Origin of the sequence: Actinoplanes siamensis (assembly GCF_016862395.1) — a bacterium.
Classification (GTDB): Bacteria; Actinomycetota; Actinomycetes; order Mycobacteriales; family Micromonosporaceae; genus Actinoplanes; species Actinoplanes siamensis.
This window is the reverse complement of the sequence record NZ_BOMW01000036.1, coordinates 86613-100234: the sequence shown is the minus strand read 5'-3', so window position 1 is coordinate 100234 and position 13622 is coordinate 86613. Positions and strand designations below refer to the sequence as shown.

Sequence of the window (13622 nt, the reverse complement as noted above, 5' to 3'; positions counted from 1 at the left end):
TGTTGATGCCCCTCCCCGCCGGGCCACGGCGGGAAGGGGCCCGGTCCTCAGCTCAGATGCGCGAGCAGGTCCTGCCGGGTGAGCACACCGGCCGGCTTGCCGTCGACCAGCACCATCGCGGCGTCCGCCTTCTCCAGCAGCGCGACGGCCTCGCTGACCGGCTCGCCGCCACCGATCATCGGCAGGGACTCGCCCATGTGCCGCTCGATCGTGTCGTGCAGGTGGGCCTGGCCGGTGAAGAGCGCGTCCATCAGCGTCTTCTCCGAGAGCGAGCCGGCCACCTCGCCGGTCACCACCGGCGGCTCGGCCTTGAGGACCGGGAGCTGGCTGACGCCGTACTCGCGCATGTAGTCGATCGCGTCCCGGACGGTCTCCGTGGGGTGCACGTGGACCAGGGGCGGGATCTCGCCGCCCTTGGCGGCCAGCGCGTCGGCCACCGTCGGGGCGTCGCCGGGAGCGCGCAGGAACCCGTACCGCGCCATCCACCTGTCATTGAAGATCTTGGAAAGGTAACCGCGGCCGCCGTCCGGCAGAAGCACCACGACCACGTCGTCCGGGCCGGCCTTGCGGGCCACCTCCAACGCGGCCACCACCGCCATCCCGCAGGAGCCGCCGACCAGCAGGCCCTCCTCGCGGGCCAGGCGGCGGGTCATCTCGAACGAGTCCGAGTCGCTGACCTCGATCACCTCGTCGGTGACCGACCGGTCGTACGCGGTCGGCCAGAAGTCCTCGCCGACACCCTCCACCAGGTACGGCCGGCCGGTGCCGCCGGAGTAGACGGAGCCCTCCGGGTCCGCGCCGATCACCCGCACGTCGCCGCGCTCCTTGAGGTAGCGCCCGACGCCGCTGATCGTCCCGCCGGTGCCGACGCCGGTCACGAAGTGCGTGATCCGGCCCTCGGTCTGCTCCCAGATCTCCGGGCCGGTCTGCTCGTAGTGCGAGCGCGGGTTGGCGGGGTTGCTGTACTGATCGGGCTTCCAGGCGCCCGGGATGTCCCGGGTCAGCTTGTCCGAGACGTTGTAGTAGGAACGCGGGTCCTCCGGGGCCACCGCGGTGGGGCAGACCACCACCTCGGCGCCGTAGGCCCGCAGCACGTTCTGCTTGTCCTCGCTGACCTTGTCGGGGCAGACGAAGACGCACTTGTAACCCCGCTGCTGCGCCACCAGGGCCAGGCCGACCCCGGTGTTGCCGCTGGTCGGCTCGACGATCGTGCCACCGGGCTTGAGCAGGCCCGCCGCCTCGGCGTCCTCGACCATCCGCAAGGCGATCCGGTCCTTCACCGAACCACCGGGATTCATGTATTCGACCTTGGCCAGCACGGTGGCGCTGATGCCCTCGGTCACGCTGTTGAGCCGGACCAGCGGGGTATTGCCGATGATCTCGACCACGTTGTCGTAATAGCGCACACCTCAGCGTACGACGGCGGGCTTTGTCACTCGCTCCCACTCCAGGAACCGCTCGGTCTCACTGAGCACCGTGCCGGCCAGCCAGGTCACCGCGACGGCGTCGTCGACCAGACCGAAGACCCAGAGGAAGGCTTCCGGTACGGCGTCGATCGGCGAGAGGACGTACGCCGTGGCGGCCGCCATCAGCGCGACCCGCATACCGCCGTCGTACTCCCCCCGGGCGGTCGCCTTGAGCATCCGCGGGAGCGCCGCGAGCCGCTTGCTCAGCGACGGTCCACCCCGGGCGCCCGACATCAGGGCGCGGCCGAGCGCGGTGAACGCGGCAGCACGTTTCAGAGTTTTGGCCATCTGTGTTCCCCTTTCCGCAACTCCAGCATGACTTGGATCCGCCATGATTGCCTCTCGCCGAAGCGAGTTAGCCTCGAATCCCGACGATCAGCGCCGATCAAGGGCCTGTTCGGGATCCGGCCGGAGCCGGATGGTTCCCTTTCCAGACGGGGGCGACTGTGAACAGCACCGTTCCGCACTTCCACGGGCTCACGCCGGTGGACCGGCAACGCATCCGTACCGCCGGCTGGATCGCCGGCTCGGTGACCGGAGCCGTCGCCGGGATGACCGCGATCTCCGCCGGCCTGCTGCTGCGGCAGGCCGCCGACGCTCGCCGGATCATCCCGATGGCCGAGGCGCCGCCGCCGCGCGGTGACGGCGTCTACGGCGCGAAGTTCCACGGCAGACCGGTCAGCCTGGTGATCCTCGGCGACTCGTCGGCCGCCGGCTACGGCGTGCACCGGCCCCGGGAGACGCCGGGCGCCCTGTTCGCCACCGGAATCTCACGCCGTCTGCACCGCCCGGTCAGCGTGCACCGGTTCGCCGTGGTCGGCAGCGTCTCGTCCGGCCTGCCGTGGCAGGTGGACGCCGCGCTGGAGCACCAGCCCGACCTGGCGATCATCCTGATCGGCGCCAACGACGTCACGCACGTCTCGGCCCGAGACGAGGCCGTCCGGCACCTGGCCGACGCGGTGCGCCGGCTGCGCGCGGCCGGCTGCAAGGTGGTCGTCGGCACCTGCCCCGACATCGGCGCGATCCAGCCGATCAAGCCGCCGCTGCGCTGGCTGGCGCGCCGGTGGAGCCGGCAGCTCGCGGCCGCGCAGACGGTCGCGGTGGTCGGCGCCGGCGGGCGGACGGTGTCGCTGGGCAACCTGCTCGGCCCGATGTTCGAGGCGGACCCGGCCCGGATGTTCGGGTCGGACCGTTTCCACCCGTCCGCCGAGGGGTACACGCGGGCGGCGGCCGTGATGATGCCGACGGTCATGGCTGCCCTGGGCGAGCACGACCGGCCCGCGGTGTCGGTCGCCGACGGGGTGCGCTCCCTGCCCGAGGCCGCCGACGAGGCGGTACGTGCTCCGGGCACCGAGGTCAGCCCGGTCAAGGCCGGTCACCGGTGGGCACAGTTGCGCCGGCATCCATGGTTCGGCGAGCCCCGGCACTGGTTCGGATCCTTCCGGCCGGGCGCCTCCGGGTCCCCACCGGGCAGCGCGCCGAATGCGATGCGCGCCGTAGGGTAGAGCAAGAAGGATCATCGAAGTCGGCGGGACGCAGGGAGGCGGGACATGGCTGGGCTGCCGGAACGATTGACCAGGGCCGCGGCCACGAGCCTGCTGGCCGGCGCACTGGGCGGCGCCGCCCTGCTCGCCGGGGAGATGCTGGCCGCCAAGGCCCGCCGCTACGCCAAGCCGACGATGGGCCTGGCGCTGCGCACGTCGATGGGTCCGGCCACCGCCCCGCCGTTGCGGCTGGTGCTGCTCGGCGACTCGGCAGCGGTCGGGGTCGGCGTGGAGTCGCTCTCCGACACGGTCGGCGGCCAGTTGGCGCGGCTGGTCGCCGACGGCACCCCGGAGACCGGCCGACGGCACGTGCTGCTCTCCAGCGTCGGCGTCGCCGGGTCACGTTCCTCCGATCTGGCCACCCAGGTGGCTCGGGCGCTGCTCGGCTCCCGGCCGGACGTGGCGGTGGTGCTGATCGGCTCCTACGACGCGACGTCGGGCCGGGCTCCCGAGGAGGCGGCCGGCCACCTCGGGCAGGCGGTCCGGCGGCTGCGCGCGGCAGGCGTCCAGGTGGTCGTCGGCACCTGCCCCGATCTGGGCGCGCTGCGCTCGATGGCGCCACCGCTGCGGCAGATCGCCGGGGCGCTCGGCCGCCGGCTGGCGAAGGCCCAGGCCAAGGCCGTGACCGAGGCTGGTGGCGTGGTGGTCGACCTGGGCGCGGAGACCGGCGCGGTGTTCCGGGCCGACGCCGGGACGCTCTGCTACGACGGCTTCCACCCGTCCGCCGACGGCTACCGGGTCTGGGCGCACGCGCTCTATCCGGCGGTAGCCCGGGCCGCGATGACCGGAGTGTGAGCCTCCGGGGCAGGGCGGTCGGACGGTGTGACAAATCCACACTTCCGACCATGTTACCGATGAGTAAACTGGGCGGATGCCGGAAGCTGTCATCGTCGCCACCGCCCGCTCCCCGATCGGCCGCGCCCACAAGGGCTCGCTGAAAGACCTGCGCCCCGACGACCTCACCGCCACCATCGTCGACGCCGCGCTGAACAAGGTGCCCGAGCTCGACCGCAACCTGATCGAGGACCTCTACCTCGGTTGTGGGCTGCCCGGCGGCGAGCAGGGCTTCAACATGGCCCGGGTGGTCGCCACCAAGCTCGGGCTGGACGGGCTGCCCGGCGCCACCCTGACCCGGTACTGCTCGTCCTCGCTGCAGACCACCCGGATGGCGTTCCACGCGATCAAGGCCGGGGAGGGCGACGTCTTCGTGTCGGCCGGGGTGGAGATCGTGTCCCGGTTCGCCCGGGGTAACTCCGACGGGCTGCCCCCGGCCGCCGCCGAGCAGGTCGGCGGCCCCTGGACCAACCCGTACTTCGCCGCCGCGCAGGAGCGGACCGCCGCCTACGCCCAGGGCGGCAAGGTGTGGCACGACCCGCGCGAGGACGGCGAGGTGCCGGACATCTACATCACGATGGGCCAGACCGCGGAGAACCTCGCCCAGCTGAAGAACGTCTCCCGCGAGGAGATGGACGAATTCGGCGTACGGTCGCAGAACCTCGCCGAGAAGGCGATCGCCGACGGATTCTGGGAGCGGGAGATCACGCCCGTGACGCTGCCCGACGGCACCGTGGTGTCCCAGGACGACGGGCCCCGCCCGGGTGTCAGCCTCGAAGCGGTCTCGCAGCTCAAGCCGGTCTTCCGCCCCGACGGCCGGGTCACCGCCGGCAACTGCTGCCCGCTCAACGACGGCGCGGCCGCAGTCGTCGTCATGAGCGACACCAAGGCCCGTGAGCTGGGCATCACCCCGCTCGCCCGGATCGTGTCCACAGGCGTCACGGCCCTCTCCCCGGAGATCATGGGCCTGGGCCCGGTCGGCGCCTCCCAGCAGGCCCTCGAGCGCGCCGGCATGACCATCGACGACGTCGACCTGGTGGAGATCAACGAGGCGTTCGCGGCGCAGGTCATCCCGTCCTACCGGGACCTGGGCATCCCGCTGGAGAAGCTGAACGTGAACGGCGGGGCCATCGCGGTCGGGCACCCGTTCGGCATGACCGGGGCGCGCATCACCGGCACGCTGCTGAACTCGCTCGACTGGCACGACAAGAGCATCGGCTTGGAGACCATGTGCGTGGGCGGTGGCCAGGGCATGGCTCTGATCCTCGAGCGCCTCAGCTGACGTCCCTTCCGACAGGGTCCGGCGTGGTTCCGCGCCGGACCCTTCCCGTCCCCGCCCTTCCTCGCTGAGCTCGTCCCGCGCCGGGCCCCGCTCACCCCGGATCCGCTTGTCTCGCGCCGGGGCTCACCGGCCGGCCGTTCCCGGACGTCAGATCCGGTGCCGGACGTCGTCGACGGCGGCGGTGGCGCGGGCGAGCAGCTCCTCGGCGGGTTCGGCGGCCAGGATGTCGTCGGCGACGACCCGCAGCTGGTCGGCCAGCACCAGGTCGTGAATCCGCGGCACCTGGCGCGGCGCCCGCCGCTCCGCCTCGGCGCCCAGATCGGCCAGTTGCTGGACCAGCCGGTACGCGAGGTCGGCCTTGGTGCCGGCGGCGGCGCTCGCCGACCAGCGGCGCTCCTCCCAATGGCGAACCTGGGTCAGCAACCGCTCGATCGACGTGGCGAAGTCGGACACCCGCCGAGCCTACCGACCGCACCTCGGGAACCGGGCAGGGCCGCTGCCGGCGCCACGGCGCGAGCCACCGTGGCCGGAGGAACGCGATGGACCGCGAGGGCGCGGGCCAGGCCGGCCGGCGCGGGGTGAGGCCGGAGCCTGATCCGGGCGCGGTGGGTGGGCCGAGGGCACTGATCAACGCCGCCGACCACGGCGACCCGGCCTGATCCGGGCGCGGTGGGACGGGGGGCTGGGGTCGTACCCAGGAAGAAGGAGACGGCCGGGAGAGGCCGGCGGCACGCGGGAGACGCGAAAGCGCCCGGGCCGCGAAAGCGGACCGGGCGCCAGGGCCGAGACGGGGGGAGCAACGCCCGGTCCGCGGGGAGGCGGGCCGGGCGTTGCCGGGACGAACTGACGAACCGTCAGTCGTCGCCGCTCTGCAGATAGCCGAGGAGACGCAGGATCTCCAGGTAGAGCCAGACCAGCCCGACCAGGATGCCGAACGCCGCGGTCCAGGAGTACTTCTTCGGAAGGCCCATGCGCACGCCCTCCTCGATCGAGTTGAAGTCGAGGATGAAGCTGAGCGCGGCGACCACGATGCAGACCAGGCTGAAGATGTAGCCGAGCGGGCCGTTGTCGCGCAGGCCGGTGTTGACGTCGAAGAACGACAGCACCACGTTGATCAGCATGACCATGAACAGGCCACCCATCACCGCGATCAGGCCGCGGGTGAACTTCGGGGTGGCGCGGATGACGCGGGCGCGGTAGAGCGCCGCCATCAGGAAGAAGACGCCGAAGGTGGCGACCACCGCCTGCAGGACGATGCCGTCGAACCCGAAGATGTCCTGGTACGCCTTGCTGACCATGCCGACGAACACACCCTCGACCACCGCGTACGCGATGACGAGGGCCGGGTTGGCGATCCGCATGAACGAGATGACCAGGCCGAGCACCAGGCCGACCATGGCGGCGCCGATCCAGGCGGCGACGGTCAGGTCGACCGGGATCAGGTTCCACGCGGCGACGGCGGAGATGCCGGTGATGCCGAGCAGGGTGACCGTCTTGACGACGACGTCGTCGATGGTCATCGGCTGCACGGCGGGCGGGGCGGCGGGGTAGCCCTCAGCGGTCGGGTACGGCTGACCGTAACCCGGCTGACCGTAACCCGCGTGGCCGGCCGGCCCATATGGCCCGTACCCGGCCGTCCGCTCCCGCTCGGCCGCCTGGCCGAGGCGCGAGAGCACCGGGTTAGAAGTCTTCACTGTGTCCAGCCTCCCTTGAGGATCGGCACGACGATGCCTGTTGCTCCAGGGTAAGCGCTGCGCGCCCGGACTGCCGCACCAGCAAGCTGTGAGCAGCCTGAAAATGACAGGTGTCATGGGTGCCGGACGCATCCCAGTGGTATCCGGGAGGCAACAAAGAGCCCGAAAGCGGAGCGGCCGCGACCGGTGAGTCGCGACCGCTTCGTTATGTGCCCGGGGCGGGTCTCGAACCCGCACGCCTGTTAGGGCAGCCGCTTTTAAGGCGGCCGTGTCTGCCATTCCACCACCCGGGCGGGCCTGCGAACACCGTAGCTGGTGCCGCCCGGGCTGTGGGACCGGCCTTGCCGTCAGCGTGAGCCGGAGGCGACCTTCTCCTCGGCCTTCGGCTTCGGCGCGACCGGCGGGGTCACCTCGAGGAACTCCTCACGCGGGCGGTGCAGCTGGCCGAGCGCCACGGTCTCCCGCTTGAGCACGAACGCCAGCACCCAGTCGGCGAGCACCCGCACCTTGCGGTTGAACGACGGGATCCGGCTCACGTGGTAGAAGCGGTGCATCAGCCACGCCGGGTAGCCCTTGACCTTGATGCCGTAGACGTGCGCGACACCCTTGTTGATGCCCAGGCCGGCGACACCGCCGACGTGCTTGTGCCGGTACTCCGCCGGCGCGCCGCCGCGGACCACCTGGGCGATGTTGTCGGCGAGCACCTTGGCCTGGCGGACCGCGTGCTGGGCGCTCGGCGAGCACCAGCCACCCGGGTTCGTCAGGTCGGGCACCTGGGCGCAGTCACCGGCGGACCAGGCGCCCTCGAGCACCTCGCCCTCCAGCGTCGCGACCTGCAGGGTGGGCAGGCAGTTGACGTGCCCACGCGGGCCGAGCGGCAGGTCGGTCTGCTGCAGCATCGGCGACGGCTTGACACCGGCCGTCCAGACCAGGGTCTCGGCGCGGAACGAGTCGCCGTCGGAGAGCTCGATCAGGCCGTCGACGCACGAGTTCAGGAAGGTGTCCAGGCGCAGGTCCACGCCGCGGGCGGCGAGCTGGCGAGCGGCGTACGCCCCCATCTCGGGGCCGACCTCGGGCAGGATCCGGTTGGTCGCCTCGACCAGGATGAAGTGGACCTCCTTGGGGTCCAGCTCCGGGTAGTACTTCAGGGCGTCGGCGACCACGTCCTGCATCTCGGCGAGCGCCTCGATGCCGGCGAAGCCACCGCCGACGAAGACGAAGTTCAGCGAGGCCTTGCGCACCTCGGGATCCGGCGTCACGGCCGCGACGTCGAGTCGGTCGAGGATGTGGTTGCGCAGGTAGATGGCCTCACCGATGGTCTTGAGACCGATGCCGATGTCGCTCAGGCCGGGAATCGGGAGAGTCCGCGAGACGGAGCCGGGCGCCACGATGATGTGGTCGTAGGCCAACTCGTAGGAGGGGCCGTCGATCGGCTGAATGGTCACGGTCTTGCGGGCGTGCTCGACCTTCGTGACCTCACCGGAGACGATGCGGCACTTCTTCAGCTCACGGCGCAGCGGCACAACGGCGTGGCGCGGCGAGATGCTACCGGCCGCTGCCTCGGGCAGGAACGGCTGATAGGTCATGTGCGGGACGGGGTCGATGACGACGACCTCGGCGTGGTTCCGGTTCAGCTTCTTGGAGAGGCGGAGGGCGGCGTAAAGGCCGACGTGACCTGCTCCTACGACGACTATGCGCGGCGGATTCACGCCACTATTGTCGCGCGTGCGAGGGGGTTCGTGCGTTGTTCTGTGACCATCGCAACCTTGAAAGTCAAGTGTCGAACGACACATAAACTCCCCGAAATTCAGGTCCGCCTGGTAAGGCGAACCAAAAGAACTGTCACACCAGTCGCAGCAGCCAATCCCACCAATGTCGCCAATTGGAACGCATCTCCCCCGAGGTCAGCCGTCAGCCCCAGGGCGAGCACCGTCAACACCGCCGAGATCAGCACCACCACCAGCGCCCGGCCCAGCCAGAGGCCCGGCACGTCGAGGTTCACCACCGCGTCGTAGGGCAGCACCGCGGCCAGCGCGGTGAGGGTGTGCCCCAGGTAGAGGAAGGTGGCCAGGGAGATCACCCGCCACAGCGCGACCCGGGAGTCGTAGCCGGCCGTGTCGACGATCCAGCCGCCGACCGTGACCAGCGCGGCGAAGGTGGCGCCCCGGCCGCGCGGCGCGGCCGCCGGCCAGATCGCGATCAGCAGCAGCGGTACGACGAACTGGCTCGCCAGCACCTCGGCCGGCCACGCGACGGCCATGGCCAGCACGCCGCACAACGCGATGCCGCAGCGCACCAGGATCGGCACGACGGTGGCCCGCCGCACCACTGTCGGGATGCGGCTCAGCCGGCGGAGCAGCCCGGTCAGCACGTCACCGCCCCCTCGGCGCGGAGGCCATCCGGGCCACGTCGCGCAGCACCAGGTCGAGGCTGCCGGCGCCGGCCCACTCGACCACCGGAACGCCGTGCTCGCGGAGCCGGCCCAGCACGTTCTCCCGCTCGATGCGCCAGAGCCGGGTGGCCAGCGGGGTCCACTGGTCGCGGACCGGCGGCGCGGCGTCCTCGGGCAGGGTGTCCACCGCGACCGTGTACCGGCCGGCCTGGGTGAGCTGGGCCAGCATGTCCGCGGCGCGCGGGTCGATCAGCGGGGTGAGCACCACGACCAGGGCGGACGTGGAGATCTGGTGAGAGCCGAGAGCCGGTTCGTACTCCTCGTCGACCGGGTCGGCACGCACGTCGAGCAGCCACTCCAGGACCGTGAGGTACTGCCGGCGGCCGGACGCGGCGCGCAGCCGGCGGGCGGTGGCGCCGTACTCCAGCAGCGACACCCGGTCGCCGCGGTGCAGGTAGTGCTCGGCGATCGCGGCGGCCGCACGGACGGTGGTGTCCAGCACCGACGCGCTGCCCTTGACCCCGCCGGAGCGGCCCACCTCGCCGAGCAGGTCGAGCAGGAGCAGCACCTCGGCGTCGCGGTCCGAGAGGGTGGACGCGACGTGCAGGTCGCGGGTGCGCAGCGAGACCCGCCAGTCGATGCGGCGCAGCCGGTCGCCGGGCGCGAACTGGCGCACGCCGGCCAGCTCGCCGCCCTCGCCGAGACGCCGCGAGCGGTGCGCGCCGACCAGACCGGCCGCGGCGGGCATCGCCTCGGTGGCCTTGAACGGCTCGGTGACCGGGTAGACCCGGACACCGCGGGCCTGGGTGACCACCGGCCGGCAGGCCAGCAGCCCACCGCAGGCGGCGGCGCGGGCGGCGGCTGGCCCGACGTCCTGCCGTCCCCAGCGCAGCGCCTCGCCGGGCAGGTCGACGGCGGCCCAGCCGTCGGACGGCACGGTGATCGCGAACGGCCGGTCGGCGTGCTCCAGGCGCAGCCACGGGGAGGTCCGGGTGCGGACCACGACCAGGTCGTACCCGATCTCGTCGGGGTTGGACACGGTCAGCCCGGCCTGCACCGCGCTGCCCTCGACCAGGTACGCCTCGTCGGCGGTGACAGCCACCTCGGGCATCGCCTGCGGCCGCCGGCGCAGGTGCAGCGCCGCCCCGATCGCGAACGGCGCGCCGAGCAGCACCAGGTCGACCCGGCCGAGTGCCACCCCGAGCAGCAGCAACAGGCCGGTGAGCAGCACCGAGCGGCCGAGCGCCCGGGTCGGCGCCCAGCTCGGAGCGGCCGGTTCAGTCATGCCGCGCGTACGTGGGAAGCGCCCCGCTGGCCGGGGCCGGCACCGCGGTGAGCACCTCCTGCACCACGAACGCCGGGTTCACCTGGCGCAGCCACATCTCCGGGCGCAGCGTGATCCGGTGCGCCAGCGCCGGCACCGCGACGTCCTTGACGTCCTCGGGCACCACGTAGTCCCGGCCAGCCATCGCGGCCCGCGCCCGAGCCAGCAGCAGCAGCGCCAGCGAGCCGCGCGGCGACGAGCCGACCAGCACCGCGCTGTGCTCGCGGGTGGCGGCGGCCAGCGAGACGATGTACCGGCCGATCGAGTCCTCCACCGCCACCGACTCCAGCGCGGCCTGCATGTGCTGCAGGGTCTGCGCGTTCACCACCGGGGGCAGCTGGGCCTCCTCCTGCCGGCGCGACATCCGGCGGCGCATCACCTCCCACTCCTCCTCGGCGCTCGGGTAGCCGAACGACACCCGGAGCAGGAAGCGGTCGAGCTGGGCCTCGGGCAGCGGGTAGGTGCCCTCGTACTCGATCGGGTTGGCGGTCGCCAGCACGTGGAACGGCGGGTCGAGACGGTACGTCACGCCCTCCACCGACACCTGCTTCTCCTGCATCGCCTCGAGCAGCGCGGACTGGGTCTTCGGCGGCGTCCGGTTGATCTCGTCGGCGAGCAGCATGTTGGTGAAGACCGGGCCCGCCCGGAACGCGAAGTCACCCTTGCGCTGGTCGTAGAGGAACGAGCCGGTGACGTCGGCGGGCAGCAGGTCGGGGGTGAACTGCAACCGCCGGAAGTCCAGGCCGAGCGCCTGCGCGAAGGAGCGCGCGGTCAGCGTCTTGCCCAGTCCGGGCAGGTCCTCCAGCAGCACGTGGCCGCCGGCCAGGATCCCGGCCAGCACCAGCTCCAGCGCCTCCCGCTTGCCGACCACGACGCTGTTCACGGAGTCGAGGACGGCTCCGGCCAGACGCCCGACCTCGTACGGGGGAAGAGCCTGTACGCCTGTCTGCGTCACCGGCGCACCTTTCTCACAGTCGTTCCATCGCTTGTACGTACGTCTCCAGGTCCCGCGTCTTCAACGCGCGCCGGCCGGGGTCGGAGATTACCGCCCAGGCCGGTTCGCCCAGCAACTCCCGGGCGCGACGCGGGTCGCTCCCCCGGGTGAGTCCGTGCCGCAACCGCAGGCGCTCGTCGGCGAGCTCGCCGAGCACCGGCAAGACGTTACGCGCATAGGTGCCGGCGTCCGAGTGCGCCGTGTCCAAAGTCTTCTCCCAGCGGCGCACGGTGGCCCGCAGCGAGTCGTCGGCGCGCGCCGACGCGCTCTGGCCACCGGCCCGGCCGCGCACCGCGCGGGGCGGGCGGACCGCCGCGGCCGCGATGGTGACCAGCCGCAGACCGGCCAGCAGGGCGATCACCAGCAGCAGCGGCGCCTGCACGCCACCGGCCCGCAGCGCGGCCACCACCACGACCGTGGCCGCGGCCACCAGGGCCAGGTTGCCGATCACCCGCAGCAGCGGCGAGCGGCGCCGCTTCTCCCGGGGCGGGGCCTCCGGCGCGGCGGGCGCCGCCGTCATCTCGAAGAGTTCGGCCAGGCCGCCGTCGTGCGGTGCGGAGCTCATGCCAGCGCCCCCAGGTCGGCGCGCAGGCGTTCCAGGGCGAACCGGGCCTGCTGGCGCATCTGGTCGTCGACGGTGTGCGTGGCGTACCGGGCCTCCCGGTACACCTCCATCAGCGCGGCCAGCACGGCCGCGTCCACCCGCTGCTCGGCGAGCAGCCGGCCGACCAGGTCGGTGGGGCTGTCGCCGGGATGCCGGGGGGTGCCGGCCGCGGCAGCCGCCTGCTCCAGGCGCACCCAGCAGGCGATCACCGCGCGGCGCGGGTCACGGTCGGTGTCGGAGAGCTCCTCCAGGCCCGCGTCCAGCGCGGCGACCAGGTCCTCGGCGGTGTTGCCGGTGCGCCGGCGGTCGGTGCGGCCGGTCCGGCCGCGCCGGCGGCGGGCCGCGTCCCGCAGCAGCGCCCAGGTCAGGATCACCACCATCACGATCACCAGCAGAGTGAGAAGCACCACGGTCAGCGTGCCGACCCAGTCCGGCAGGCCCCGGGCCGCCTCGACAGGGGTCTCGGTGGCCGGCGCGGCGGACGGGTCCGGCGTGGGCGGCAGCAGCGGGGCCTGGGTGGTGGGCGTGGCCTCCCGCGGAGTGATCCGGTCCAACTGGGGCGCCGACCGGGTGGCGGCCAGCGAGGCCACGAAGAGCAGCCCGATGACGGCGGCCAGCGGCCACCAGCGACGCAGTTGAGCTAGATCCATGCGGCTGTTTCTCGGCTCCGTGACGCGCGGCGGGATTCGGACAGGCGCATCATGCCAGGCCGGCCAAAGCCTTGGCACGAGTGAACACCGCGTCGAGCATGTCGGGGGTGAGCCGGCCGGTGAAAGTGTTCTGCTGGCTGACGTGGAAACAACCCACCAGCGGGGGTACGCCGGGCAGGTGGACCTCGGCGCCGTGCCCGAAGCGGGGGCGGGGGACCGGGGCGTTCACCCCGTACGCCGACCGCATCGCCGGCCACCAGGCGGCCCAGGCGAACGCGCCCAGGGTGACCACCACCCGCAGGGTGGGTCTGATCATCTCCAGCTCCCGCCGGAACCAGGGGGCGCAGGTGTCGCGCTCCTCGGGGGTCGGCTTGTTGTCCGGCGGGGCGCAGCGGACCGCCGAGAAGATCCGGGTGTGCCGCAGCTGGAGGCCGTCGTCCGCGGAGACGCTGGTCGGCTGGTTGGCCAGGCCGGCCCGGTGCAGGGCGGCGAAGAGCACGTCGCCGGAGCGGTCGCCGGTGAAGATCCGGCCGGTGCGGTTGCCGCCGTGCGCGGCCGGGGCCAGGCCGAGGATCGCGATCTCGGCGTCCGCCGGGCCCCAGCCGGGAACCGGGCGGCCCCAGTAGTCCTGGTGGCGGAAGGAGGCGCGCTTGACAGTTGCCACCTCGGTGCGCCACGCGACCAGACGCGGGCAGGCGAAGCAATCCGCGATCCGGGCGTCCAGCCCGCTCAGCGAGGCCGCCTCGGCCGCCTGGGCGACAACCGATTGGGGGGTACGCGGTGAGCTCCCGGACGGCTGCATGCCTCTACACAAGCATCAGACGTGAACGGCGGGACA

At 72.4% G+C, this 13622-nt stretch carries 14 protein-coding genes and 1 tRNA gene; 3 read left to right on the top strand and 12 right to left on the bottom strand.

Annotated elements, in window-relative coordinates; genetic code table 11:
• Window positions 1–47: 47 nt before the first annotated feature.
• Window positions 48–1406, bottom strand: a complete 1359-nt coding sequence (locus Asi03nite_RS20150) for a cystathionine beta-synthase (protein ID WP_203681887.1) — start codon at window positions 1404–1406, stop codon at window positions 48–50.
• Between the two features lie 3 nt (window positions 1407–1409).
• On the bottom strand, window positions 1410–1754 hold the full coding sequence (locus Asi03nite_RS20145) for a YkvA family protein (RefSeq protein ID WP_203681885.1): 345 nt from the start codon (window positions 1752–1754) through the stop codon (window positions 1410–1412).
• A 197-nt stretch (window positions 1755–1951) separates the two neighbouring features.
• On the opposite strand from Asi03nite_RS20145, the gene Asi03nite_RS20140 reads away from it, so the two are divergent.
• The 3 genes from Asi03nite_RS20140 to Asi03nite_RS20130 all read left to right on the top strand — a co-directional run bounded on the left by Asi03nite_RS20140 (window position 1952) and on the right by Asi03nite_RS20130 (window position 5126).
• Window positions 1952–2971 (top strand): SGNH/GDSL hydrolase family protein, encoded by a 1020-nt coding sequence (locus Asi03nite_RS20140; RefSeq protein ID WP_373872142.1) that lies wholly within the window; start codon window positions 1952–1954, stop codon window positions 2969–2971.
• A gap of 45 nt (window positions 2972–3016) precedes the next feature.
• Entirely contained in the window at window positions 3017–3805 is a 789-nt protein-coding gene (locus Asi03nite_RS20135; RefSeq protein WP_203681883.1) for an SGNH/GDSL hydrolase family protein, read from the top strand.
• Between the two features lie 76 nt (window positions 3806–3881).
• The gene (locus tag Asi03nite_RS20130; protein WP_203681881.1) at window positions 3882–5126 is read left to right on the top strand and encodes an acetyl-CoA C-acetyltransferase; all 1245 of its coding nucleotides are present in this window, start codon (window positions 3882–3884) and stop codon (window positions 5124–5126) included.
• A 147-nt stretch (window positions 5127–5273) separates the two neighbouring features.
• On the opposite strand, the gene Asi03nite_RS20125 is transcribed toward Asi03nite_RS20130, so the two are convergent.
• The 10 genes from Asi03nite_RS20125 to Asi03nite_RS20080 form a co-directional block, all read right to left on the bottom strand.
• Entirely contained in the window at window positions 5274–5579 is a 306-nt protein-coding gene (locus tag Asi03nite_RS20125; protein WP_239102799.1) for a hypothetical protein, read from the bottom strand.
• Window positions 5580–5980: 401 nt separating this feature from the next.
• Window positions 5981–6820: a Bax inhibitor-1/YccA family protein gene (locus Asi03nite_RS20120; RefSeq protein ID WP_203681880.1), complete on the bottom strand. Its 840-nt coding sequence runs from the start codon at window positions 6818–6820 to the stop codon at window positions 5981–5983.
• Between the two features lie 210 nt (window positions 6821–7030).
• Window positions 7031–7113, bottom strand: a tRNA-Leu gene (locus Asi03nite_RS20115).
• Window positions 7114–7167: 54 nt separating this feature from the next.
• On the bottom strand, window positions 7168–8529 hold the full coding sequence (locus Asi03nite_RS20110; RefSeq protein ID WP_203681879.1) for an NAD(P)/FAD-dependent oxidoreductase: 1362 nt from the start codon (window positions 8527–8529) through the stop codon (window positions 7168–7170).
• Between the two features lie 98 nt (window positions 8530–8627).
• Window positions 8628–9191, bottom strand: a complete 564-nt coding sequence (locus Asi03nite_RS20105) for a hypothetical protein (protein ID WP_203681878.1) — start codon at window positions 9189–9191, stop codon at window positions 8628–8630.
• 1 nt (window position 9192) lies between these two features.
• Window positions 9193–10497 (bottom strand): DUF58 domain-containing protein, encoded by a 1305-nt coding sequence (locus Asi03nite_RS20100; protein WP_203681877.1) that lies wholly within the window; start codon window positions 10495–10497, stop codon window positions 9193–9195.
• Entirely contained in the window at window positions 10490–11491 is a 1002-nt protein-coding gene (locus tag Asi03nite_RS20095) for an AAA family ATPase (protein ID WP_203681876.1), read from the bottom strand. Before Asi03nite_RS20095 ends, Asi03nite_RS20100 begins: the two co-directional genes overlap by 8 nt.
• Before the next feature lie 13 nt (window positions 11492–11504).
• A complete protein-coding gene (locus tag Asi03nite_RS20090; RefSeq protein ID WP_203681874.1) occupies window positions 11505–12095 on the bottom strand; it encodes a hypothetical protein in 591 nt (196 codons plus the stop codon).
• On the bottom strand, window positions 12092–12784 hold the full coding sequence (locus Asi03nite_RS20085) for a DUF4129 domain-containing protein (RefSeq protein ID WP_203681872.1): 693 nt from the start codon (window positions 12782–12784) through the stop codon (window positions 12092–12094). Before Asi03nite_RS20085 ends, Asi03nite_RS20090 begins: the two co-directional genes overlap by 4 nt.
• Before the next feature lie 49 nt (window positions 12785–12833).
• Entirely contained in the window at window positions 12834–13586 is a 753-nt protein-coding gene (locus tag Asi03nite_RS20080) for a uracil-DNA glycosylase (protein ID WP_203681871.1), read from the bottom strand.
• Window positions 13587–13622 lie beyond the last annotated feature (36 nt).